Genomic DNA, 24,281 nt, shown 5'->3' on the forward strand with positions numbered 1-24,281 from the left:
ATAGTTTCAATGATATATAACCCCAGAACCCTATTTAGTGCTCCAATCAATCAAACAATCATTCGAAAAGTACTTCCATAACCTCTCGCTCCTGATCTTCTAACGTAAACCTCATCACATGAGGCGCTTCTCCATACGGATTCTTAACTGTTACTTGCCACATGTTCTCATTCTGTTGGTAATCGATTAGTGGCGTTTCCTTCAAAGCACGGTTATATTCTTCATCCGTTACCTTCTTCTTCTTACCATCCGTTATTAGAACGTGCTCCCCATTTTCTTCATAGCCAATGGCGTCACCAGTATGCTCTTTGAACCACTGACGAACTTCCGGAGAATCCTTACTCGCTACATCGAGAACGGCTGACTTAGAAACACCATTGCTACTCCTAACATCGAATAGAAAATGCTCATATACGCTACAGTTCGAACCACAAACATCAACAATAATGGCATTTACCGGCAGCTCACTTTTCTCCAGTTTGTGTTTTCCTGCCGTATCAATACGATAATTTACCCCATCTGTTATCCCGAACCCTATGCGTTGCCCATCTGAGCGTAAGGTATAAGAATTAATCCCTTTATGATTAAGCATCGGTTTCTTGATAAGATCAAGCTGCGCAAGGAAAAAGCTCGCTTGCATGTAAGGTGGTTCACCGTTTTGGTAGTACTGCACTCTTTCTACCTTTTGCCTTTTCACGATAAGCTTTTTGTCATTTTCTGAAAGTCTGATCCGATAATGAATATTCTGAGGATGACCATTTTCCTCCATATCCATTTGTATATCTTGCAGGTCTCCTTCATCGTTCATCATCAGTTTGAAGTGTTTGATTTTCACACCATGTTCTAAGTCGCTAAACTCGTTATGTACATTCTCCCATTCTTCCACCAAGCTCCCATTGTAGAAATTCGTATTCTGTAACTCGATCTCTCGAGGCCATTCAAAAATGGTTGTTTCCACAAATGGAATAAGGGTCGATAGAAGATAAACAAGCAGTCCTATATATGCCGCTCGTTTCTTCACGTTCGCGTTGATTCGAATGTTTCTAGAAAACAATAAGAAAATTAGAAATCCAAGCGGAAGCTTCCAATCATTCCATTCAAACGTAAACCCACCAAGAATGGTGTAGCCGATTAGTTTTACTAATAAGTATGGTTCTAATTCGTCTGATTTAAGAAATAGCGTGATAAGCGCAACCAAGATTAGTAGTAATCCTAACAATGGAATTAGTTGATACATGTTCCCCTCCTTTATAAGCATGATTTTGAATCGTTCATTCACAGCACCCACTAGCCATGATAACAATTCTCTTTATTCGTTACGTTCTGATTTCCCAAAAGGTTCCTTTTCTGAAAGAAAAATAATAATGCCTGTTCCCCAACATGTTGGAGAACAGGCTATTTTGACTTTGTTGTCGCAGGCCTTCCCTACTTCAACGAAGGCTGTATAATGGTGCCTGTCACCACCCGGTTTACGGCCTTACACTTTTGCAAAGTGATGATCGCGTACCTCGTAATCGCTTTTGGAGTCGATTGGCGCTATAGCACTGATGACCTACACCGTGATCTGGTTTGCATTTTATTTGTACTTCAAACATGAATCGAAAAAAATGAACGAAGACCTTCAGCATATTAAATAAGGCTCTACCACAAAGGAGTCAGGTACGTACCTGACCCCTCTTTTACCATGCGCTAATTTAATAATACCCCTTCCATTGATACAAACAATATAAATAGGAAAGCACCAACTAATAACAACCCCATCGTTTTTCGTTCTTTTTGAAATTCTTCTATTCCCATGACCAGCATCAGTATACTTAAGAAAAACATCATAAGAGGCAAAAGATCAACATGTTTTGTAATCAGTACATAAACACTTATTGAAAAAGTTGTAATCGATAAAACCATTCGTAATATCTTCAATGAAACCCTCCTTTTCATTCCCATATCGATTATTTCAAAACTCTCCCGGTAAATCCATATGTATTTCATGCTTCACAAAAGACCAGACGGCTATAGGACGGTCCACCTGGTCTTCTGTTACTTATTAAGAAGCTGGACTGAATCATCTCAGGATCGTTACCGTGATCCTTGAAGGTAATCAAGTGATTGAGTTCGCGAGTGCCTGTCACCACCCGATTTTGCTCGAATTATGTCGAATCGATTTGGAGGTGGTTGACATAGGTACTCCAAATCAAAGTAGAGCTTAGAGGGACATCTACGCTTCTAAGCTCTACTATCTATTTCACTTTATTTAATCACCTTAGCTAACCCTAATGCAAAATGCTCCCACAGTATTTTCTCGACAGCCTCGCCCTTTGTTTCATCACAATCAACAATGAGAATAACTTCCGATTGTCTCCCCTTTAGTCTATGCTTTTTCTTTGTGGTCTTTAAGACTATAATCAAACGAATTAGAAACCCGATCATAAATCCACCTACAGCACCAATTAGCCCCCAATAGATTGGCCCCCACGCTAGTTTAAATCCAATGCTAGCAGTGACTACAGCAAATACTGTTGCTAACGGCATTGCGATATCAATCAGAGATATTCCGTCTGAACGATGCAAAGTATCAAAGATCTTCCTGCTTTCTTCACGATTATCAAGTGGCACTGCGTATATGTCTTCGCTTTTTATACCGATTTTCTCTAGATTGGAAATGGCGATCTCTAGAAAGATATGATTCTCAAAGGTTGAAAAGATTTGCATACTCATATCATCTTTTTTCCTTTCAGTATGCGAAATGTTCTTGCTTGATAATGTTTCTTAAGGAAACGTCTTTGTTCTTTTTCATAAAGCTTATTGTTCTCTACTGTATTCATATAGGCGTCGAAGATAGCGAAACCATATACAGAAGGAAACATAAGAAACCATTCAGGTTTCAGAACATTTGTCGCTTTATCGATCTCTCCTAAGAAAAGCAGGGATACTCCTTCTAACATGTGTGAGTAATAAAAGAAAACAACACTCCAAATAATAACAACAAAGGCAGAAATAATTCTATGAATGTATAATTGTCCTAATCCCGGCATAAACAATGACCATAAAGCAGCTAAGAAAGGGTTTCTTTTATCCAGGTAATTGATTTCTAAAGCGCCGATACTGAACGAGTTAATTTCATGATCTTCTCGTTCGGATAGGATATAAACGTTATTTAAATCAACCGTAGTACGGTAACTATCCCATATGGCGAAAATATAGACGGGTATATAAATAAGCAGCCAACGCGTATCTAATACTTCTTTTGCCATGGGAATGTTTCCCTGAAACGAATAAATCATTGCTTGATTGACATGCGCCCTTAAATTTATAACTACTTCCCATGCAAGAAGGAGAAATCCTCTAATGTACTTAGACAACAACAAGTGACCAAACCCAGGGAAAGCTACCGACCACCATGCGATTACATAAGGATTTCTTAAATGAATGTGAGTTGTTCCAAGAATACTAACATAGGCTTTATACCTTCTGGCCGTATTATCATTACTATAATTATCCAAAAATATCCATCCTTATGAATTCAATGATGCTCATATTTTTTACATAAGCTTAGAAAATTATTAAACATCCAGAAATCTATAACAGTTAGGAGAGAAAAAATGCTCAATATCTTTCAATTACACCCTACTAACATAAGCACCAACATGCTAGACACCTTCTATCGTTATCAAGTAAACAATGGTGCCTGTCACCACCCGGTTTTGCTCGAATTATATCGAATGATGTCACTTAGTTTTTGAATTACGAGGACTCTTTGATTTAGGAATAATTGTTCAACTAAAAGTTTAGTCGCTTCTCCAATAAAGTTTCCGAACTCCATTTCATGAATTTTGAAAGTAGTGACGTCAGCATGCTGATCAGCTGCTATACACAAAAAAGCTAACTCTAGTCTCTCGGAAGTTAGCTTTTTGTGTAATCTTCACTGTTCTTGAACGCCCTTATGTGTTTAACGAACAACGGATTCACCCTTCATATCCACATGGATTGTTCCGTCTGTCTTTACCTCCGCATAGAACACTTCTGAAGGGGAAGTAGCACCCGCTCGTTCCATTTGTTCGACTAACCATTTCTCATCCCGATTCAACATCACCAGGTTCTTAATGTTAACGACACCATCTGATATGACTTCCATTGCGATTGGAAAATGTTTTGGCTTACTCAAAACATTCATATCGTTTCTCGTAACGAACTGATGTGGATCGGTTTTCAAAACAGACAGCTTCCCATTCGTCTCAAATATCGCTAGATCAACCTCTGATAATTGAAAGACATTTTTTTCTCTTAACAGCGTTCGTAACGTATCGATATCCAAACGGGTTCGACGAAGAGAATGTTCCATGATCTTGCCTTCTCTAATGACGATGATTGGCTCCCCCGTCGTCACCTTACGTGCTCCTTTGAATTTAATATCAATAAACCCAATCAGTATTGGGATAGCAAGCCATGCCACAAGCACGATTACTCCTTGGAATATCCGTAAATCCTGATTGACCACTAGATTCGCAGCTAGAGATCCAATCGCTACGGATGATACCCAATTGAATAACGTCATTTGACTTATTTCTTTTCTTCCTGCTATTCTCGCGAGCACAAATAGCACAGTGAATGTAACCGCTAATCGAAGTAATAATTCTGACATACTCATCGTAAAACACCCTTCTATCGTGAACCGTCCACAATGGATGGATTTCTTAGCATCACTATCTACTATCTGCTATATCCTTAAAGACTATTCAAGCAGTCGAGCGGTGCCTGTCACCACCCGTTTTTGCTCGAATATTGTCGAGAGCACGCTTGATTTTCTCACAAGCCCAGAAACATACCTTCTTCTAATGACATCCGCTAATTCCAGTTCTATACTAATCTTAAGAAACCAATTAGCGAAGGAGAAGCCACATGCTCATGATCAAATCACTACACTCTACCGACATAGAAGACAGCATGCTCGACACCTTTAATCGTTCACAAGTCACACAAAACGTTCTCGTTCATGAATCAGGACATTTACTCCAGAAGGAAGATAGCTTTAAAGATGAGTGGACATTCCAGCAAAAACGAGAAATCATAAAGCATTTCCGCCATGTACTAAATCTAGGTGGAGCTGTAATTGTCGCTACGTTGGAGTTAAGAATTGCGGGATTTGCAGTAATCGAGCCAGAAGAATTTGGACAAACATTCCGTTACCGCGAATTATCTTACATCCATGTCACCTTAGAACATCGTGGCAAAGGAATTGGTAGGAAGCTTTTCGAAAAAACAAGTAACGTTGCCAGAGAGTTAGGTGCGGATAAATTGTACATCGGTTCTCACCCTGCCGTTGAAACGCAGCGCTTCTATTCTGAGATGGGGTGCGTTTTGGCTAAAGAAATCAACGAATCTATTTACCTTCGAGAAACACGAGACATTCAGTTGGAGTTTGGTGTATCTAGATCATGATTCATTAAAGTAGTACTTAATCACATTAGAAAAAGCCACCCAAATGACATAGTGATTTGGGTGGCTTTTTCAGTTGTTCTACCTATGTTACTTGCGTATTTATTCTTCCTTTTTCTTAGATATACTCTCGAAATAGTCATACCTCTCTTTTTGAATGTTTTTTTGAGCGTGATTCCATTTATTATATTTTATATTAAATGTGATAATAGAAATGATGACTAAAAGAGGAATGATAATTGGAATAAAAATTAACCATAAAAACAGATGCCATAGCGAAAAATCTAATCATCACTCCAAGCTAAATTATCTGTTGTAATGTATACGAGTACATTGACCTACACCAGAAATTAAAAAATAGGATCATATTTAGTTTGAGTTCTTTTTATCTCTATATACAGATATCTCTATTAGGCTCAATATCAATAACCCAATTATAAATAATAATGTCTGATCCCATATCAACAGAAAAGCTAGAACAAATATTAATAGTAAGCTTCTTAACCACTGCTTGTGCAATATTCTCATGTAGAACCCCTATCTCTGTCCAAAAATTTAAATCCTCTTAAATTATTTGTCTTGGACTCTTTCCTTTTCAAATAGAGAAAAATCCATGTATGCCTTAACTATCCACTTAGTCGTAAGAACATACTTCCTTTGTTAGCTCTTTTTCTTCCAGTCTTCATAAAAATTGCTTAAAATTGTTCTAATTTCATTTAGAGTGAGCAGTATTAAAAATAACATCATAAAGGTAACTATTTCTTCCGTGATAAATGACAATACGGCAATCATGCTTATCCAAACCCAGAAATATTTTATATTCAACCATATGCCCTCATCTCTTATAGTTAAAGTTTTGCCCCTCGATTGCTGATTACCGTTATCATGCTAAATTTAAATTCATCAATGCCTCTCAATACTTATCACATCATCTTCAGGAGTAAGCAGACCCTTCTCTCCAAATGACAAATCAGACTTCTGACGATCTATTTCCGCATATTGAACAACTTTATCTCCGTTTACAAAAACCAAAAGGTAAATATCGTCTCTCATTTCGAGATTGCTAGGATCTTTAAAATTCAAACCCAATTTTTCTTCTATGTTCCCTTGCGTTGTATAAGGCGTGAAACTATACGCTTTTTCCCAAGCGAAATTTGTAAGTGTGTTAACTCTAATCTCACTCTGACTTTTATCTTCTACCATAGATTGAATGGAATTCTCTAAGTCTTTATAACGTTGAACATCGCTCTGGCTACATCCTCCTAATACCAACAACAATAAACAAAATAAAGAAAGTGGATTCCTCAAATTCATCTACCTCTCACGTAACAAAGTCTTTTGGATATGTAGTACTGATATTATCCCATCAAAACAACAATGGCTTTAGCGCTCGCCTTTCCACTTTTGCTGCTACTGAAAAAGTAAGACTAAAGTTTGAATACTAGTTTTTAAACAGACGAACTAAAAATCCATCTTCTTCGACAGTAGGCATAAAAAATGTAACGCCATAACTTGTCGCAATTGCCATAGTCATTGTCCAAAAAACCAAACTGGTCATCATCCAGGCAGTTACCTTTTTTCTATTTGAAGCGAAACCCATCCCCATAAACGCTGATATATGAGATCCCACGAAAAAAGGACCGATAATCGTTAATCCAGGTAATCCATACTTATTAAAAAGCACTCTTGCGCGTTTACCTTTCTTCGACTCTTCCATTCCATCGACATCATCTTCTGTCGTCGCCACTTCCTCTTCTGCATCACCTTGCTTCCGTTTTTGTTTACGCCTTTGCATCCATTTCTTCACGTTATCCACAAAGACGATTAACAAAATGACTGTGAGTGCATTACCTAAAAAAGCAAGTACCGCTGTCCATACTGGAGAGAGCCCTCCGATGACTGCTAAAGGGATCACAGTAACAAGTTCAAATAAGGGTACCGCTGCCAAGACAAATACTAATAGATACGATAAAAACATAGTCTCAAGTCCTCTCTTCAATCTAATAGTTTATTGATTTTCTTACTAGTTACGTATAATCAAGCAAAGGCAATGCCCTTTACACTGACCTACTATCTTTCCTCTTTCTTCTTACATATTCCTGTCCATGGACCTAATACCAATTATTTCAAATTTCAAGAACTAACTCAATCTTTATTTCACAAAAAATGGAAGCATATCTTAATTTCAGATAACTTCCCTTTACTTAAATAGATTCAATCTAATTTCATCAACTATTTGCAGTGATGAAAACTCTTTCCTCCTCGAAAAGATAACGCCATTTTTTAGTTCTAATCCATTCAAACAACTTCTGAATTTCCTCGGAATTTTCCTTATACGAAATAAGAAATTCTAGTCCAGTTATCAAGTCGTCACTTTCAACAGTTCTTTCTCTACTTAGAATCGTTTTTATACGAGCAATTACAGGGCCGATAGCCATTTCATTACCGTGTTTTTTGATTGCTAACAATGCATGGCTTTTAACGTTAACAGATCGTTGGTTTAAAGCCTCTAGAAAAACAGGAAGTAATGAAGTATTCCCCAGCTCTGTTAGTGTCCATAAAGCAGAACATTTAACGTCCCCATTCGGATGATTTAGTAAATTAACGAGATAGGGTATAGACTTTTCTGTGCCAACCTCAGATAATACTTCATTAGCATAGGTAAGGTCATACTCATCATTTGAGCGAGTTATCACCTCAATGAGAGCTCCCTCTGCGTCTGAACTTTTGCAACTTCTTAATGCTTGAATTGCTGACTGTCTGATTGCTGCACGCTTATCGGTTATGAATGTAATAATGAGAGAACAATCTTCTACGTTTTTTTGTCCTGCGAGTTGGTCAAGAATTCTTCCTTTTAAATACTTGTTCGTTTCTTCTTCAAGCGATTGCAAAAGAACAGTAACTACACGTTTGTCGCCTGTATTTTCACCAATTTTACCGAGGATGAAAAAAATATGTTCCCTTGTACCCCTATCCTTACTCTTCTCTAACAAACTGTTAAGACTAGGTATAGCACTCACATCTGTTAGTCTTTCTGCATTTCGATAAGCCCTCCAGGAAGGAGAACCTTCATTGGTATAAATACCATCCTTACTAATGGTCTCAGCACCTGACATTTGTTTGATTAATTCTACTATCTCTTTTTCATTCATTGTAATGAACTCCCTAAGCTCTTTATCCTATTGTAACCAATGCCTAGAACATAACATTATTCTAGAAGAACGCATTTAAGCTCCACCCAAGTTAGTCTATACATCATCAATGATTATTCTAAATTCTTTCTTATTCTTCTTTTATCATTAACATTTAAAACAAGCTCATAACCAAATGCGACTATTAAACCCGACCAAAAAATGATAGCTGATGAAAAAAAATCACCTGTGAAAATTAGATTATGAGTGTAGTTAAGAAATAACACGATCAAATAGGTGTAAAAGCCAGCTACTGCTCCCTTTCTCCAATTTATCATTTGTCTATTCGTTCTAGATTTAAATAAACTCAAAGTAAGTCCTCCAGTAAAAGATTATTATTGAATACTAATATTTATAAAGAGCAAGATCATTTTAGCTTTCCTTCTTACTAGATTCTTTAGATTTCCAATACCAATGGTAAAACAACTAACATAATGTAATAAAAATAGACTGACACCAAAGCATAGCGGGAGTTTTAAGTCTCTTTAGGAAATAAGTAAGAAACCAATAATACAGTAATACCCATCGAAAACCCAGTCCAAGTGATAGCATTAATTGTACTATATTCTATATCCCGAGCTATTCCTGATAACAATAACACTAGTCTTGTAACCATAGTGAGCATGACAATCACAAATGCAATCCACTGAATGATCGTTCGTTTGCTGTTACCCTTACTCTTCTTCATATGTACTTCTCCATTCGAATATCAGACCACATTCTCCCCTGCCAGTAAGTGAAATCTTCTATTCTCGCTATTTCTTTGTATCCTAATTTCTGATAGAGTTCATGCGCCACTGTGTTAAATTCAAATACGCCGAGTTCAATACGATGAAAGCCCTGTTTCTTGATTTCTTTCTCTAAGTACCGAAGCGCCTGACTTCCGATTCCTTTGCCCCTTGCTTCTGGTTCTCCTATCGTAATTCCGATCCATGCTGTTCCATTTTCTTTTTTGAAGAGATGAGGTGGATCGATCATGTAATTCATTTCCCCAATGAGCTTGTTATTCATGAAAATCTGGTAAATCTGCAGGTAATCAAGGCGTTCCTTGATTCCTTCTAGCGTAATGGTTTGACGCTTCTCTAATTCTTCTTGATTTTGATTCGGTCGAATCAATGGAATCAATGCCGAATCATTTTCCCAGCGGCTCATCACTTCTACAAAGAGAGAAGTAGGTTTCGTTAATTGAATGAAAGCAATCGTCATGTTGTACTCCTTTCATGAGGCAAATCTATGTATCTATGTATTACGCTATTTTTCTATCATTTTACCCCTATTCTAGATAAATCGGACAAGTACCTATCCCAATTCTATTTCGTTTCATAGGATGATAGAGAACCTAAATAGAAAAGAGGAAGTGACATGACAAGTCCAGTATCAGGCTATATTACTGATAATCGAAACTTAGTAGAGGGTGGCAAGCCTAATTTCTTCTATAATATTGAAGACAATCTACTGTTTGAAAGAGATCCTGAGAACCTCATCTATCTTTTATCTTCACAACAAATGCCAGCGATGATCGGTGGATCGCTTGGCGATTTACGGATGTCGAAAGGATCGATTCGCGAACCTCATTGGCATACAAACGCATGGGAATTGGTATACCTTGTATCAGGCTCAGCAACGGTAGGCATCCTTAACCCGAACGATGATAAGCTACTGAAATACAAACTTAAAAAAGCGGGGGAAACAGTCTTCATTCCAATGGGCTACTGGCACTACATTTCTGCAGAATCCGACAACACCCAACTGCTCCTCTTCTTCAATAACGATCGCTTTCAAACACAAGATGGCTCGACTATGCTGACGGAAACGCCCCTTGAAGTGTACGAGCAATCTTATAACATTGACCCGAAGAAAATGAAAGAAGCATTAAAGCCACTTAAAGGACAAGGCGCCGTCGTCATTGGACCACCGCCTCCTCTTTCACAAAAAAGGAGAAGTTGGATCTAACATACCAATGAATCCCATCCCCAAGATAATAGTAGAAAACCTTAGGAACGGTTGAGTGACCTAAGGTTTTTTGGTTCGCCTCATTATTTCACAATCAACACAGGACAATTGGCTCGTTTCGCAACCTTATGACTAACACTACCAAGAACAAACTCCTGTAATCCATTTAGTCCACGACTTCCAATGATCACGATATCAAACTGGTTTTCGTTTGCATACTTCACGATGACTGGTCCTGGTTCTCCACGCAGTACTTTAACTTCGTAATTCACACCAGCATCTTTCGCAATTCGCTCGACTTCACTCACCTGATCTTTACGTGAATCATTTACATCGACAGCATGCCAATGGGTAAGAACATCACTTTTCGCACGTTCAACATCTACAACATACACAACCTCAAGCATTGAGCCTTCCGAACACTTCGCGATATTAACGGCATTTTCCGCCGCTCGCTTTGAATGTTGTGACCCATCTGTTGCTAGTAGGATCTTTTGGTACATAGTCGTTGCCCCCTATCAATGTGATCCAAGCTTATTCGCTAACTTCCCTACTAATTCGGTACTATCCTCGTTTAACCCTGTTACGTTCACTTTTTTTCCGTTTGATTTATAGTTAGAAACGATTTTATCCACTGCAGCAACTGCAGAATCATCCCATATATGCGAACCGCTTAAATTGATTTCAACTTCTTCAACATCCACATCATATTGAAATTGATCAAGCAGCTCTGTGACGGAAGCAAAGAAGAGCTCTCCGTAAATCGAATAGCGAATTCTACCTTCTTTTCTTTCTTCTTCAACACGAACGCGAGAGATTTTGGAAACGAAGAAAATAGAACTTAAAATAATACCAGCAAAAACTCCTATCGCTAAATTGTGTGTTAGCACAACAGTTAGAACGGTAATAACCATAACGGCAGCATCCGTTCTAGGAACAAGGTGAATCGTGCGGATGGAGTTCCAATCGAATGTGCTAACAGCCACCATAATCATGACCCCTGCTAATGCTGCCATCGGAATTTGAATGACGATATCACCTAACACTACGATCAGAAACATGAGGAAAACCCCAGCGACAAGCGACGAAAGCCTTCCGCGACCGCCCGATTTGATATTAATAATCGACTGACCAATCATCGCACAGCCTGCCATCCCTCCGAAGAAACCGGTGATGATATTGGCGATTCCCTGTCCTCTGCTTTCCCTATTTTTATCACTACTCGTTTCGGTCGAATCATCTACAATCGAAGCGGTTAAGAGTGACTCCAGTAATCCAACGATTGCTAGTGCAAGGGCATAGGGGAAAATAATCATCAACGTCTCAAGGGTAAGAGGGATCTTCGGAATCAGAAAGATCGGGAGAGTTTGTGAGATGGTTCCCATGTCTCCAACGGCCCGAATGTCAAAATCCATCATGATCGTAACGACCGTTACCAACACAATCGCAACGAGTGTGGAAGGCACAGCTTTCGTTACATATGGAAACAAATAAATGCAGGCTAACGTGACGACAACTAAAACATACATCACCCACGTCTCATCAACGAAATGCTCAAGCTGCGATGTGAAGATTAAGATAGCCAGAGCATTCACAAAGCCTACCATCACTGACCTTGGAATGAACTTCATATAGCGAGCTAGTTTAAGCAGCCCGAAGATGACTTGAATGATACCTGTAAGAATCGAAGCAGCTAATAAATACTGAAGGCCGTGATTGGCTACAAGATCAATGAACACTAGCGCCATGGCTCCTGTTGCTGCGGAAATCATACCCGGTCTACCACCAACAAATGAGATCGTTACCGCAATCGTAAAAGAAGCATATAACCCAACCATTGGATCTACCCCTGCGATAATGGAGAAAGCAATTGCTTCAGGAATTAAGGCAAGTGCCACGACCAATCCAGATAAAAGATCACCTTTCATATTGCCAAACCACGACTCTCGATAAGTCGATTGAGACAAACAGACCCCTCCCTTCACAGTTCTTGTTAGTATGTGTGAATTGGCAGAAGTAATACCGGTGCCTGTCACCACCCGATTTAGCTCGAATCATGTCGAATGGATTTACAGAAGGTTATGTTCCCTAGGTATGTATAAAGGCTCATCATTTCAATGCTATAATGAAAGCACAAAATCAAAGGAGTTGATCATAATGACATTGAGTCTAACCCCTTTCTTAAACTTGAAAAGAAATGCAAAGGAAGCAATCGAGTTTTATGAAAAAGCACTTGGTGCAGAAGTTCTTTCGATGATGACTTACGGAGATATGTCAGGGATGTCTGATACATATTCAGATGACCTGAAAGATCTTGTGGCAACGGCAAAGCTACAAATTGGTGAATCGGCACTCATGATCTCAGATGTCCCTGATGCTACAAATGTGGAAGCGAGTAAACAAATAACAATTGGTATTACAACAAATGATGTGGAAAAATCCAAACGAATTTTTGAAGCGTTGCAACAAGACGGCACAGTGAATATGCCGTTTGGTGAACAACCTTTCAGCCCAGGTTTTGGCGATGTAACGGATAAATTTGGTGTGACTTTCCTCGTTTATACTGAAATAGAAAACTAGAATAAAACTGGAGTGTAAGCTTGAAAGCTAACACTCCAGTTTTCATTTCTCCATACTACTCTTTCTCACTTCTAATTAACAAGGTGGTTCGAGCAACATTTAACCTAAATAAAGCACTCGATCTTCCTTCTCAGTTGCTCTAATCGTAACTTTAGCAGCTAGTTGTTCAGGCTGTGTTCCATATTGCTCTTTCACTTCTTCATAGTACCTTTTTATGTATTCCTCAAGTTCTCCTAGCGTCGTATCCTTAGATAAGACTTTCACACGCCCAATTTCGAGACCCTTAAATGAATCCTCAGAATCCGCTACATGATCCTGTCCAAAAGCTTTCACTTCAAATTCTACTTTTATTTTTTCTGTCACTGGTTTCACTCTTTTCGAATAGTGTTCTAATTTTTAATTCAATCGTAAAAGGTCATATGTGGTTTTTCTTCCTTATAATAATCTAGCCTTTCTTTCAGTGTACCGGTATGAAATTCGAACTTATGACCATCAGGGTCAGTGAAATAAATTGATTTTTTATCTCGCTCATTTCTTGGTCGTCCTGTTAGGAGGGTCACATTCAATTCATTCAACTTATTGTACATCTCTAAAAAGTCTTTTTCATCAATAGTGAAAGCGATATGGGTGTAGGATTCGCTAATTTCGTCTCGAGGAATGTTTTCCTCAACATTAAGAGCAAGCCACATCCCATTTAAATCGAAATATGCTGTGTTTGCTCCCTTAACAAGAAGTTTCGCACCAAATACATTCTTATAAAATTTAATCGACTGTTCTAAATTAGAAACCGAAAACAATAAATGATTTAATCCTTTTATAGCCATTGTTTCACCTCAAAATGTGGATAAGTTACTCTTCATACCTCACTAGTACCTTTAACGGATTGATAGTGTGTTGACTAAGCTCTTCAAAACAATCAATGAGTTCATTCGATTTAATTTCATGTTGAAAGATGTCCTGCAACTGCGGAGTTTTCTTATAACAATCGAAGAACCACCTTGCATGCTTATGATAATCCCAACCATCACTCGAACCAACGATCCGGAGTTCTTTTTCATAGAAGTCCTCATTTAAATAGAGTAGATCCTTATTTCCGTCAGATAAGACACAAATATCTCCGTTACGTTTCATTGCTCTCAAGAGCGCATCGAATCCGGCTTTACTAGAAGAACATTCAATACCAAAGTCATAAACAGTGCTAGACTCCTTCAATATATATTTCGCACCTAAAACTTCAGCCACTTCTCCTCGACGTAGGATAGGATCTATAACGTCCACTTGCTCAACACCTACATAGTTCTTTAGAAAGTGAATAGTCAGAAGTCCCATTGTGCCAGCTCCTGCTACGAGTACGCGATCTTTTGGCTCTGGATTAAGCTTCAGAACACCTTTACCAGCATCACAGGACAGCGTGTTCAGTAACGCATATGTATAATTGATTGACTCTGGGACTTTTACAACGTTATGCCCTTTTTCAATACTATAATCTTTGTGCCCATAAGTTGCTATGACATGATCCCCAACCTTTAAGCCCCAAACCTCTCTTCCTATTTCAACGACTTTTCCATAACTCTCATATCCCGTTTCACGAGGATAGCTAGGGTTTGGATCTGTTACATCCGTCTCACTATACTGTGGCAACTCAGCACCGATGCTAATTGCCCCGGCAATCGTTCTGATTAAAACTTCATCCTCCTCAATCGGAGGCAACACTTTAGATTTCCACTCTAATTGTTTAGGACCTACTAACGTAAGAGAATGCTGTAACATCATATGGTCATCCTTTGTAAAAATATTTATAATCTATTATTTTTAGGGTATTATCCCAACGTACACACCTTTAGTTTTCTACCATAGTTTAACAGATTAAGTCGTCATGCGTAATTCATCACTCGATAGCTCTATCCTCTAACACTCCTCTTACCACCCCAAAAAAAAGACCAGACAAACCACACATAAATGCATGGCTGCCCAGTCTTTCAAAGTTATCGATTCAATTTCAAACCTCAAACCATCCGTTCGTAATCGTTTGTCTATACCAATAGTAGCTGTCCTTTGGTGTGCGCTCAAACGTGCGATAATTAACATGAATGATACCGAAGCGCTTTTCGTATCCAAATGCCCACTCGAAGTTATCGAGCAATGACCATACAATATATCCTTTGATCGGTACACCAGATTTGATGGCGCGGTGTAGTGCTGTTAGATGTTGCTTTAAGTAATCGATGCGCTCTTTGTCATGAACTCTTCCATCTTCTACTTCATGGTTGTAGCAGGCACCGTTTTCCGTAATATAAATCGGCACATCGCCGTAAGTTTCGTGTAGATCGGTTAGAATGTTGTAGAACCCGTCGGAGTAAATGGGCCAGCCGATATCTGTTTTACGATAATCTAGAGGAACCTCTTCTACTTCAAAAAGACCTTCGCCTTCTTTGTAACGTCCAAGGCCTCCTGTGTAATAGTTGATTCCCATGAAATCGATCGGCTGTGAAATCAGTTCAAGATCGCCGTCTTCAAGCTTTAGCTTCGCGTTATGATCTTCGAAAATAGAAATCAATTCCTCAGGATATGATCCTTTGAAGACAGGATCCATGAACCATTCTTTCTGCCACATCATCCCTCGCTTGCACGCGTCGATATCTTCTTGTTCTGAGCTAAACGGCTCGAGCCAACCGGAATTTGGTGCATATCCGATTTCACCATTTGGCAATAGTTCACGGAACGATTGCACTGCTTTTCCGTGAGCAACCATAAGATGGTGAGCAACATCCACACCAGCTTGTAAATCCTTTTTGCCTGGTGCGTGAATGCCTAAGTAGTTCGATAAGAACGAAGCACACCAAGGTTCATTGATCGTAATCCACTGCTTCACCTGGTCACCGAATTCTTTAAACATGGCAATAGCGTATTCGTTGAAAGCATCGATCGTATCACGGTTCTCCCAGCCGCCCTCATCCTGGAGGACTTGAGGTAGATCCCAATGGTAAAGGGTGATCATCGGTTCAATGCCATTCTCGATTAGCTCATCGATTAGGTTTTGATAGTACGCGACACCCTTTGGATTGAGTTCTCCTCTTCCCTCTGGCATCACACGTGGCCAGGAGATGGAGAAGCGATACAGATCTACACCTAGTTTCTTAAGGTGCTGCACGTCTTCTTTATATAAGTGATAGCTATTACATGCCTCATCTCCATGGTCCCCATTTTTTACGTTTCCTGGAGCATGAGAAAATGTATCCCAAATGGAAGGTGATCTGCCGTCTTCATTCGCCGCCCCTTCGATTTGGTACGAAGCTGTTGCTGCTCCCCATTTGAGTGTTTTTGGAAAATCAATCGTTGTCATGGTTGGTATCCTCCTGTATTCAGAAGACTCTTACCTCTCAATACTAGATGATCGAATAACGAGTTCAGGATCCACTTTCACTGGATGGATCTCAACATTTCCTCGTATTAAATCATCTAACATGTAGGCAGCGAGCTTTCCTAACTTATGTTTGTCCTGTTTAACGGTCGAAAGAGGTGGATCGCTATAGCGACATGACTCGATATCGTCACAGCCGATTAACTGAATGTCTTCTGGAACTCTGACACCATGTTCTTTCATCGCTTTCAATGCACCAAGCGCCATCATGTCAGAAGCGGCAAACACGGCTTCTGGCCATCCATCACCTTGAAGAATTTTCTTCATTGCGTAGTAACCGCTTTCTTCAAAGAAATCTCCGTAGTGAATCCATTCCTCATTTAAAGGAAGACCGAACTGCTTCATCGCATCGATAAACCCTTCGTTTCGAATGCTAGAAATAAGCGAATCTTGTTTTCCACCAATGTATGCGACCTTTTTCACTTTGTTTAAATATAAATTCTCAACGACCTTCATGCCGATCTTGGCATTATCGGTCATAATATAACTGGAGTTTGGTCCTTCCAGCTTTAAATCGATTCCAATACAAGGAATCTCACTCTCTGCAATCTCACAAACAGCCTCTTCAATTTCATCACCGGCAACGATCAAGCATCCATCGACATGGAAATGCTTGCATCGTTCCAAGTATTTGCTTTCACCTTGGTAGAACTTCTCGTTTGAGAAGAGCAGGAGATCATAACCGAGAGCTCCTACTGCTTTCTTAAACGAGTTCACCACTTCATTAAAGAAAGGGTGCTTAAAATCAACGTTGATTTTACCTGCATAAATCAATCCGATTAAGTTCGATTTCTTTGTTGCCAGTGACTTGGCTGAAAATGTTGGCTGGTATTTCGTGTCTTCAATAATTTTATATACTTTTTGACGAGTGGCCTCACTGATTCCACCGTAATTGTTCATAATTTTTGATACAGTAGCTGGAGATACTCCTGCCATTTTCGCAATATCTTTAATCGTTAAATTCATACCTGTCATCTCCTTAGCAAAACCGCTTTCGTGTACCTATTTATTGTAACAAACACGGTGTGGAGACACGCGATTATTTAACCGATCCTTCCGTAATACTCGAAATAAACCACTTGTTGAAAATAAGGAAGATGATGATCAATGGAACCGTCGCCCAGAACACGCCAGATAGTAGCATTCCGAAGTCAACTCTGAACGCATTGTTTAGAGAAGCAAGAGCAACCTGTAGCGTGTAGGAAGATGGATCACGTAGAACAGTGAACTGCCATAGGAATTCTCCCCATACTAACGTGAAAACAATGATCCCAAGTGTTGCAAATGCAGGCTTGATAATCGGAAGGACGATACTCCAATAAATTCTGAAGTTCGAACAGCCATCAAGCTTCGCGGCTTCCATTAATTCGTCAGGTACAGATTCACTGATATATTGACGCATTAGGAAAATACCAAGTGGGTTGAGTAAGAATAAGATTCCCGCACCCATCAATGTATCAAGCCAACCTAGTTGAGAAACAAGATAATACTGTGGAATCAATCCCAGTTGAGGCGGGATAACCATCGTTAACAGAATCAAGATGAACAAAAAGTTTTTACCAGGGAACTGGAATTTAGCAAATGCAAATCCTGCTAAGGAACTGATCAACAGTACAGCTGCTGTTACAACCGTACATAGCAAAACTGTGTTCCACATCGCCTGGAAAAACGGAATGGTATCGAGCACTTTTTGGAAGTTCTCGACGAGCTTTCCACCCGGCAACAATGTCGGAGGAATCGAGTTATAGGCAGCACTCGGCTGCGTAGCCATAACGAACATCCAGTAAAATGGAAAGAGAGAAAAAAGGGAAGTAAAAATTAATATAAGATAGATCGGCAACGTGCCTGCTTTTGATTGATTTTTTCTTTTTTGTTTCATCCCTTACACTCCTCTCTTCTTCTTACTGCCAATTCCTGATGTTAACCATGTATTGATTGCTGCAGCACCAATGATGATAATGAGTAGCAACACTGCCGTAGCGGATGCTGTTCCGAATGAACCAAGGTTAAAGGCATCACGATACAAGTACATAACAACTGTCATCGCTTCATCACGACTGAATGCAGAAGAACCTAGGAACACCGTTGGTTCTGCGAACAATTGAAGTGCACCAACCGTTGACATAAACACAGTTAGAATAATGAATGGCTTCAATAATGGAATCGTAATGTAGATGAACTGCTCGAGTTTGTTCGCTCCATCAATGGTAGCCGCTTCATATAAGTCCTTTGAGATACTTTGCAAACCAGCTAGATAGATAATCGTGTTATAGCCGACCCAGCGCCAGAATACCATCAAAGCAATTGCAATTTTCGCTCCCCATTCAGAAGTCTTCCAGCTCACTGGATCAACTCCGAACAAGCCAATAACGTAGTTCGCAAGTGCTGTTTCGTTACTACTAAAGAACACTCCAAACACAAGGGCAACTGCTACCATTGACGTAATATATGGCATGAAGATCGTTACCCTGAAGAAATTAGTGAAGCGAATAACGGCGAGATTGAGGAAGTAAGCGAGTACAATTCCGACAATTAATTGCGGAGCTGTGCCCATTAAACCGATGATAACGGTATTATATAACGACTTCCAAAATAAGGGATCTTGTAGAACGACTGTAAAATTGCTAAGACCGACAAACTGCATATCACCAAGTCCGTTCCATTCATTAAAAGCAAGAACAATACTGAACAGAGCGGGATATAACCCAATAATCCCAAATACAATAAAGAATGGTGCAACATATAGATAGCCTGAAATCATATCTTTTTTCTTTTCAGACAGTTTACTAGCTTTGATTGTTTTACGAGCTTTTGATTGCTTTTGCACATCCTCCAAAGCCTTACCCTCCTCCAAAGTTAAAGGCCGGAAGAGTTATCCCCCGCCAGCCTTTAAGCAGCTTCTTGTTTATCGTGCAACTAACCCTTCGATACGCTTAACAGCATCTTTCCATTCTTTCTCTGGATCTCCGCCTTCTTGTACGTTTCGTAGTGCTGTTAACACTTCGTTATTTACTGTTACGTATTTAGGTCCTTTGTATACAGCCGGAATTTCTTTCGCAGCTTCAGCGAAAGTAGCTGCTGTGTTTTGACCACCGAAATACTCATCAGAGTTGTTTACGAATTCATCCATTTCATAAACGGATGGAGTTGAAGGGAAAAGACCACTCTCTTCAAATGATTTCAACTGATTTTCAGGAGAAACAAGCCATTTCGCAAACTCATAAGCTTCTTCGCTATGCTCTGTTTCGGCTGGGATTGTTACGTAAGATCCACCCCAGTTACCAGCGAATTCGCTTGGAAGTGTTGCTACGCGCCAGTTGCCTTTACCTTCTGGAGCATTCTCAGTCATGTATCCTTTCAACCATGCTGGAGCCATCTCTACTGCGAAATCACCTTTGTTCAGTGCAGTCGCCCATTCCGGTGTCCACATTTCGTAGCTTCCTACATACCCTTCCTCATAAAGAGAAACAGCATAATCGTAAGCGTCTTTAACTTCGTTGCCTTCCTGATCTATGATCAGTTCGTCTTTCTCATTGAAGTAACTTTGTTCTAAAGCATCCATATTGGCGCGATAAGCCATTTCCATGCTATCGACCATTGGCTTACCTGTTTCATCAGAAACTGTTTTCGCAGCGTCTGCAAATTGGTCAGGCGTAGAAATCATTTCATTTACTTTCTCTGGTTCAGTTGGTAAGTTAGCTTCTTCAAAAACATTCACGTTGTAATACATCGCTTTAGGACCGATATCTGTTGGAAGGCCGAATAAGAAATCGTCGTCTGTGCTCTCAGCCATATTCCATTTCCAGTCAAGATAATCTCCTTGAACGTCTTCTGCGCCAAGGTCGTACAGATTCACAAAGCGTTCTTGCGCTTCTCGATAACGATCAAGCTGATCCACTTCGATCATCGCAAGGTCCGGAGCTCCAGTACCCGCTGAAATGGAAGTAAATAAACTGTTATGGTGATCTCCTAATTCAGAAGTTTTCACATTAATCTCTACATCCGGATTATCTTTCATATACTCTTCTGCTAGAGACTCATAGTTTGTTGCACCAAACGTCCAAAAGTCCAATGTTACTTTGCCATCTTCAGATGACTCTTCTCCGCCACCGCCACAAGCAGCAAGCACTAATGCTGTACTAAGTGACAACACAGCAAGAAAATTCTTTTTAACCTTCATCTAAATCCCCTCCAATTAAATGATAGACACCACACTAACCTGCCCAATGAGTTTAGGAAACCGGTTTCGTAAATCAGCAAAAAAAATAGCTGAAATGGTTCGTTAGATACGATTTAACCACAGAATGTATCCGATTTCAACAGTTGATGTGTAAATTTTCTTAAATTTATTAATTTATTTAGAAACCGGTTTCTTTGTGTTTTGTTACAACTAGAACATCGCTAAAATCAGGATTATCAATAGAATGACTGTAACAAACGAGTGCTTCACAACAGGTATCATGTACTATAAAACTACTGTTTATGCGCTACTAGAACATTTTTTCGCTTTGACTTTAGGGTAGAAATCAATCATGTTTATTCGTGGGTTTTAACTGAATTTTTGTGATAACTTTCCTTTTTTATAGCTTAGGTTATTCCCCTTTCCTTACCTCTTGTTCCAGTAATTACCTGAAAAAATTGTTATCTCTCTCGATCTCCTCTATAATGATGGACAGACTATGTAACGTACGGATCAGAAAGGAGACCAGGATGTATTATCATACGAAAATGACGACCTGGCGAACGTATCTCTTCCTCATACTAAGCCTTCTAACGACACTTGCAATGTTTTTGATAGACCCGATTTCTACAAATGCTGGCGAGTCTGTTGGCATCTTCATTATGATCTTTATTATTGCTGGATGTGCTCTCTCCGTCCTCTTAGCATTCGTCGTTTTTAGAACGAGTGAAGAGAAAAAAGGATTAGCAAGCATTGCCCTCCTCCTCACCTTGTTTAACGTAGCCATTACACTTTACTTCTTATGGGTTGGTTTTCGGTTAGCTTAGCGTTAGTTGCGGGTTCGCGGGTGCCTGTCACCACCCGGTTTTGCTCGAATGATGTCGAATAAGGAACAAGGGGTCAGGCACGTGCCTGCCCCCCTGTTCCTTTATACGTTCGTTATTTCAACTAGTAATGAATAAAGAGATAACCCCTATCAAAATCAGAATAACACCAACCAGAATATGTATTCCTTCAGAGGGGGTTGGCATCACAGAAAACTCCAAGAAATTGTCCAGATAGTCACCAATCCTCTTCTCACTTTTCCTTTCCCTCCACACTTCTCTTAGTCCCCAATAAAGAAAGGTTACGCCCATAGAAGTTGGCACCAAAAACCATATAAGTGTTATTATCACGCTCTAATCCTTCTCATGTTGCTATTGTATTTTAACATTGAATTTATTGGTGGATTTTTCTACATCACTTTCGATCCTATCCTTGTTTAATTACCCATAAATAAAAGACTAATTACTAATCAATACTACCTACTAAAAGGTGGTGCGATCTTTATGAATCAACAGGAACATTTTGAGCATCTTCACAAAATAAGAACAGAACTTGAAGCCTCTTATCTTGATTACTGGCAGCAGTCCTCGAACCTTGACTCATGGTAATTCTGGATTGTACTAGCCATGTTCGTCCTTCCTCTCGTTGTTTTGTATTTTAAAATCGATCGAAGCAAAATCTTTCTATTAGGCTTTTTGGGTTATTCGATTCACGTATTAGCTGCTTACACGGATGCTTTAGGTATTAGAAAAAGTTGGTGGGACTATCCCTATGTCATCTTTCCTCAACTACCAGGAAGTCTTGGTATTGATGCGTCCGTTATTCCGGTCTATTTCATTCTTTTGTATCAATGGTGTTTAAACAAGAAGAAGAACTATTGGTTATACGGTACACTCTCTTCATTTGGATTTACATTTATCATTAAACCACTGCTCATTTGGATTAATGTTTTTGAGCTGTATACGAACTATTTTGTGCTACTCCTTTCTTATTTGTTCGTCGTTTACGCAGCGAAACTGATAACCGATATCTTTATTCACATGTCGACGAATTAAGTGCGAGTGCCTGTCACCACCCGGTTTTGCTCGAACTATGTCGAATGAGTAGCGCATAATGATTTTCCTTCGTGAGACACTAATGGCAAAAGACTGTTCTAAGGGGTTTTTTGTCCATGAAGCGTAGGAAACAGCGACAGCATATGAAAGATATGGAACCTCAATCTACTGAGCTCTCACTTAGTTTAGAAGTAAATGAGTCTCAACTCAGAGAGCTTTTCTCTGATTGTCAGGATATTGTTTATCACACTTATCAATTTAGTGAAGGGTATAAGGAAAAGGCGCTTGTCCTGTTCTGCGAAACCATTATTCAGAATGAAAATGCTAATTTACTAAAGGAAGTTATGCAGGATCTTGTTTCACATGAAGTTGGGGATTCTCAAGAAGTGAACATGATGGAAGTGAAGCACTTCTTCACAAAGCATGGAGTTACGTCAAGAGCGGTTAATTTAGTTGAAACACTAGAGGATGTTACGACAAACGTACTTGAAGGCCATATTGTCCTTCTATTCCAGAATTGGAATAAAGCAATAACGTATGATGCCTTCTCTGTTGAGAAACGTTCTGTTGGAGAGCCGCAAAATGAGGTATCTGTTATTGGTCCACGTGAAGGAACCATTGAAAACCTCACGAAGAACATCGGCCTCATTCGATCACGATTAAAATCAGATAAATTGAAGTTCATCATCAAACAAATGGGAAACAATACAAAATCGAAAGTGGCTTATGCTTATTTAAAAGGAACTGTACCTGAAGATACATTAAACGAATTTGAGGAACGTTTTAATCAAATTAAAGAAGAAGAAATCCTTGAAACTTCTTACTTTGCTGAGCTACTAGAAGACTCTACCTACTCTCCATTTCCTCAATTTCGGTCTACCGAGAGACCCGATGTTGCGGTATCTGCCCTTCTTAGCGGAAAGATCATTGCATTAGTTGATGGAACACCAACGATCCTTGTTTGTCCTGGGTTGTTTATTGAGTTCTTCCAATCGCCATCTGATTACTATCAAAGGACGTTGTTTTCATCTTTAATTCGCGTGATCCGCATTATAGGATATGTAATTAGCTTGTCATTACCAAGTATCTATATAGCTCTCTCCACCTTTCATACAGAATTGATCCCCACCGTTTTACTTCTGGCCATATTAGATACGCGCGAAGGTATGCCGTTTCCCGCTCTAGTTGAAGCGCTAATCATGATCTTTTTCTTTGAGCTGCTTCAAGAAGCAAGCTTACGCCTCCCAAGACCAATCGGTTCTGCCGTTAGTATCGTCGGTGCGTTAGTCATTGGGGAAGCATCCATTAATGCTGGAATCGCATCGCCTATGATGGTGGTTGTTGTCGCCCTAACTGGAATTGCATCGTTTTCTATTCCGCAATATGATTTTGGAACATCGTCACGAATACTTAGATTGCCATTAATGATTGCATCTGCTGTATTAGGTGGCTTTGGTTTAATGATTGGCTTTCTCCTTATCTACCTGCATCTCACTAGTTTACGATCGTTAGGGCAGCCTTACTTTGCGCCACTCGCCCCAATTCGATCAGGTATACTGTATGAATTTATCTTTCGTTCGCCGTTACCTTCCCAGCTGAAAAGGCATAAACAACCTAACTTTAATCCCAACAGGAAATAAGGT

The 24,281-nt window shown here is 39.5% G+C and carries 27 protein-coding genes; 6 read left to right on the forward strand and 21 right to left on the reverse strand.

The window, feature by feature from the left end:
* Window positions 1-58 precede the first annotated feature (58 nt).
* The 5 genes from AB986_RS08415 to AB986_RS08440 form a co-directional block, all read right to left on the reverse strand.
* Complete coding sequence (locus tag AB986_RS08415) at window positions 59-1,237, reverse strand: hypothetical protein (protein WP_048310403.1); 1,179 nt, start codon at window positions 1,235-1,237, stop codon at window positions 59-61.
* Between the two features lie 452 nt (window positions 1,238-1,689).
* Window positions 1,690-1,920, reverse strand: a complete 231-nt coding sequence (locus AB986_RS08420) for a YczI family protein (RefSeq protein ID WP_236690327.1) — start codon at window positions 1,918-1,920, stop codon at window positions 1,690-1,692.
* Between the two features lie 327 nt (window positions 1,921-2,247).
* Entirely contained in the window at window positions 2,248-2,709 is a 462-nt protein-coding gene (locus tag AB986_RS08425) for a hypothetical protein (RefSeq protein ID WP_048311008.1), read from the reverse strand.
* Between the two features lie 2 nt (window positions 2,710-2,711).
* Window positions 2,712-3,500 (reverse strand): membrane protein, encoded by a 789-nt coding sequence (locus tag AB986_RS08430; protein WP_048310404.1) that lies wholly within the window; start codon window positions 3,498-3,500, stop codon window positions 2,712-2,714.
* A gap of 446 nt (window positions 3,501-3,946) precedes the next feature.
* The gene (locus tag AB986_RS08440) at window positions 3,947-4,645 is read right to left on the reverse strand and encodes a DUF421 domain-containing protein (RefSeq protein WP_048310406.1); all 699 of its coding nucleotides are present in this window, start codon (window positions 4,643-4,645) and stop codon (window positions 3,947-3,949) included.
* Between the two features lie 251 nt (window positions 4,646-4,896).
* Between AB986_RS08440 and AB986_RS08445 the strand changes: the two genes are divergently transcribed.
* Window positions 4,897-5,436 (forward strand): GNAT family N-acetyltransferase, encoded by a 540-nt coding sequence (locus AB986_RS08445; RefSeq protein ID WP_053216090.1) that lies wholly within the window; start codon window positions 4,897-4,899, stop codon window positions 5,434-5,436.
* A 900-nt stretch (window positions 5,437-6,336) separates the two neighbouring features.
* On the opposite strand, the gene AB986_RS08450 is transcribed toward AB986_RS08445, so the two are convergent.
* The 6 genes from AB986_RS08450 to AB986_RS08475 form a co-directional block, all read right to left on the reverse strand.
* On the reverse strand, window positions 6,337-6,741 hold the full coding sequence (locus AB986_RS08450; protein ID WP_236690328.1) for a hypothetical protein: 405 nt from the start codon (window positions 6,739-6,741) through the stop codon (window positions 6,337-6,339).
* Window positions 6,742-6,874: 133 nt separating this feature from the next.
* Entirely contained in the window at window positions 6,875-7,411 is a 537-nt protein-coding gene (locus AB986_RS08455; protein ID WP_048310408.1) for a small multi-drug export protein, read from the reverse strand.
* Window positions 7,412-7,661: 250 nt separating this feature from the next.
* Window positions 7,662-8,585: a HEAT repeat domain-containing protein gene (locus AB986_RS08460; RefSeq protein ID WP_048310409.1), complete on the reverse strand. Its 924-nt coding sequence runs from the start codon at window positions 8,583-8,585 to the stop codon at window positions 7,662-7,664.
* A gap of 113 nt (window positions 8,586-8,698) precedes the next feature.
* Entirely contained in the window at window positions 8,699-8,935 is a 237-nt protein-coding gene (locus AB986_RS08465) for a hypothetical protein (RefSeq protein ID WP_152670945.1), read from the reverse strand.
* 164 nt (window positions 8,936-9,099) lie between these two features.
* Complete coding sequence (locus tag AB986_RS08470; RefSeq protein ID WP_048310410.1) at window positions 9,100-9,312, reverse strand: hypothetical protein; 213 nt, start codon at window positions 9,310-9,312, stop codon at window positions 9,100-9,102.
* Window positions 9,309-9,830: a GNAT family N-acetyltransferase gene (locus tag AB986_RS08475; RefSeq protein WP_048310411.1), complete on the reverse strand. Its 522-nt coding sequence runs from the start codon at window positions 9,828-9,830 to the stop codon at window positions 9,309-9,311. The genes AB986_RS08470 and AB986_RS08475 overlap by 4 nt, the downstream gene beginning before the upstream one ends.
* A gap of 156 nt (window positions 9,831-9,986) precedes the next feature.
* Between AB986_RS08475 and AB986_RS08480 the strand changes: the two genes are divergently transcribed.
* On the forward strand, window positions 9,987-10,577 hold the full coding sequence (locus AB986_RS08480; RefSeq protein WP_048310412.1) for a cupin domain-containing protein: 591 nt from the start codon (window positions 9,987-9,989) through the stop codon (window positions 10,575-10,577).
* Window positions 10,578-10,660: 83 nt separating this feature from the next.
* On the opposite strand, the gene AB986_RS08485 is transcribed toward AB986_RS08480, so the two are convergent.
* Together AB986_RS08485 and AB986_RS08490 are read right to left on the reverse strand one after the other, a co-directional pair.
* A complete protein-coding gene (locus AB986_RS08485; RefSeq protein ID WP_048310413.1) occupies window positions 10,661-11,080 on the reverse strand; it encodes a universal stress protein in 420 nt (139 codons plus the stop codon).
* A 15-nt stretch (window positions 11,081-11,095) separates the two neighbouring features.
* Complete coding sequence (locus AB986_RS08490; protein ID WP_236690329.1) at window positions 11,096-12,544, reverse strand: SulP family inorganic anion transporter; 1,449 nt, start codon at window positions 12,542-12,544, stop codon at window positions 11,096-11,098.
* A gap of 190 nt (window positions 12,545-12,734) precedes the next feature.
* Between AB986_RS08490 and AB986_RS08495 the strand changes: the two genes are divergently transcribed.
* Window positions 12,735-13,157, forward strand: coding sequence for a VOC family protein (locus AB986_RS08495; protein ID WP_048310414.1), 423 nt, complete (start codon window positions 12,735-12,737; stop codon window positions 13,155-13,157).
* A 99-nt stretch (window positions 13,158-13,256) separates the two neighbouring features.
* On the opposite strand, the gene AB986_RS08500 is transcribed toward AB986_RS08495, so the two are convergent.
* The 8 genes from AB986_RS08500 to AB986_RS08535 all read right to left on the reverse strand — a co-directional run bounded on the left by AB986_RS08500 (window position 13,257) and on the right by AB986_RS08535 (window position 20,758).
* A complete protein-coding gene (locus AB986_RS08500) occupies window positions 13,257-13,520 on the reverse strand; it encodes a hypothetical protein (RefSeq protein ID WP_053216091.1) in 264 nt (87 codons plus the stop codon).
* A gap of 38 nt (window positions 13,521-13,558) precedes the next feature.
* Window positions 13,559-13,981 carry a FosM family fosfomycin resistance protein gene (fosM, locus tag AB986_RS08505; RefSeq protein WP_048310415.1) on the reverse strand — a complete coding sequence of 141 codons (423 nt, stop codon included), beginning with the start codon at window positions 13,979-13,981 and terminating at the stop codon, window positions 13,559-13,561.
* Between the two features lie 25 nt (window positions 13,982-14,006).
* Window positions 14,007-14,927 carry an alcohol dehydrogenase catalytic domain-containing protein gene (locus AB986_RS08510; protein ID WP_048310416.1) on the reverse strand — a complete coding sequence of 307 codons (921 nt, stop codon included), beginning with the start codon at window positions 14,925-14,927 and terminating at the stop codon, window positions 14,007-14,009.
* A 229-nt stretch (window positions 14,928-15,156) separates the two neighbouring features.
* Window positions 15,157-16,500 (reverse strand): GH1 family beta-glucosidase, encoded by a 1,344-nt coding sequence (locus AB986_RS08515; protein WP_048310417.1) that lies wholly within the window; start codon window positions 16,498-16,500, stop codon window positions 15,157-15,159.
* A gap of 30 nt (window positions 16,501-16,530) precedes the next feature.
* Window positions 16,531-17,544 carry a LacI family DNA-binding transcriptional regulator gene (locus AB986_RS08520; RefSeq protein ID WP_048310418.1) on the reverse strand — a complete coding sequence of 338 codons (1,014 nt, stop codon included), beginning with the start codon at window positions 17,542-17,544 and terminating at the stop codon, window positions 16,531-16,533.
* A gap of 73 nt (window positions 17,545-17,617) precedes the next feature.
* A complete protein-coding gene (locus AB986_RS08525; RefSeq protein WP_048310419.1) occupies window positions 17,618-18,457 on the reverse strand; it encodes a carbohydrate ABC transporter permease in 840 nt (279 codons plus the stop codon).
* Window positions 18,458-18,460: 3 nt separating this feature from the next.
* Entirely contained in the window at window positions 18,461-19,414 is a 954-nt protein-coding gene (locus AB986_RS08530; RefSeq protein WP_048310420.1) for a carbohydrate ABC transporter permease, read from the reverse strand.
* Between the two features lie 69 nt (window positions 19,415-19,483).
* A complete protein-coding gene (locus AB986_RS08535) occupies window positions 19,484-20,758 on the reverse strand; it encodes an ABC transporter substrate-binding protein (protein WP_048310421.1) in 1,275 nt (424 codons plus the stop codon).
* Window positions 20,759-21,288: 530 nt separating this feature from the next.
* Between AB986_RS08535 and AB986_RS22570 the strand changes: the two genes are divergently transcribed.
* The 3 genes from AB986_RS22570 (at window position 21,289) to AB986_RS08555 (ending at window position 24,278) form a co-directional block, all read left to right on the forward strand.
* Window positions 21,289-21,585, forward strand: coding sequence for a hypothetical protein (locus tag AB986_RS22570; RefSeq protein WP_053216092.1), 297 nt, complete (start codon window positions 21,289-21,291; stop codon window positions 21,583-21,585).
* A 624-nt stretch (window positions 21,586-22,209) separates the two neighbouring features.
* Window positions 22,210-22,638, forward strand: coding sequence for a CBO0543 family protein (locus AB986_RS08550; RefSeq protein ID WP_084006463.1), 429 nt, complete (start codon window positions 22,210-22,212; stop codon window positions 22,636-22,638).
* A gap of 116 nt (window positions 22,639-22,754) precedes the next feature.
* A complete protein-coding gene (locus tag AB986_RS08555; RefSeq protein ID WP_048310423.1) occupies window positions 22,755-24,278 on the forward strand; it encodes a spore germination protein in 1,524 nt (507 codons plus the stop codon).
* Window positions 24,279-24,281: the final 3 nt, after the last annotated feature.

The organism is Guptibacillus hwajinpoensis, assembly GCF_001039475.1.
Taxonomy (GTDB): Bacteria; Bacillota; Bacilli; order Bacillales; family Guptibacillaceae; genus Guptibacillus; species Guptibacillus hwajinpoensis.